Below are 725 nucleotides of genomic sequence, written 5' to 3' on the forward strand. Positions count from 1 at the left end.
TGCCGCCGGGCAGCGCCTGACCCTTTTCGACCGGCTCCGCGGCCCGGGCCGCGGCCGCCGGCCATCCCCCAAGACCCGTTTGCGAAAGGACACCCGACCCCATGCGCCGTTTCGAACTGATCGAAGGAAACTCCAGCAAATTCTGGGAGATCGAGCCCTCCGGCTCCGACCTCAACATCCGGTGGGGCCGCATCGGCACGGCCGGCCAGAGCCAGACCAAATCGTTCGCCGACGCCGCGAAGGCCTCGGCGGCGCTGACCAAGCTGGTCACCGAGAAAACGAACAAGGGCTACAGCGAAGTCGGCGTGGCACCGGGCGCCGCCATCGGTGCCTCGCCGGCGCCCGCCAAGGCGCCCGCGCCCCAGGCCGCTTCCAGGCAGGCGGCCACGGATGGTGCCGGGCGCTCCGCCACCGCCAGCGCTTCTGCACCGGCGCCCGCCCCGGCGGAAAGCCTGGACGCGCAGTGCGATCGTGTTTTCGCGGCCTTCTGCACGCAATTGGCCGAGGGTGCGGTGAAGGTGGACGAAGTGTTCTCGGCCGCGGTGCTCAAGCGCCAGCACGGCGTGAGCGACCAGGGTGCCTCGATGGCGTTCGAGCGCCTGAAATCCGAAGGCCTGCTGACGGGCTGGGGCACGACCGCGCAGGTCGACAAGCGCGCGACCGCCCTCGCCCAGGCCCTGCTCGCCGAAGCGGCGGCTGGGGCCGAGACCACCCCGCCGGCCGCG

Annotated in this window: 1 protein-coding gene; it reads left to right on the forward strand. The window is 71.9% G+C overall.

Annotated elements, in window-relative coordinates; translation table 11 throughout:
• Positions 1 to 101: 101 nt before the first annotated feature.
• Positions 102 to 725, forward strand: a 624-nt coding sequence (locus AC27IQ_RS26290; protein WP_487091408.1) for a WGR domain-containing protein, incomplete at its 3' end; no start/stop codon positions are given.

Source organism: Acidovorax sp. KPB24-07 (genome assembly GCF_057543315.1).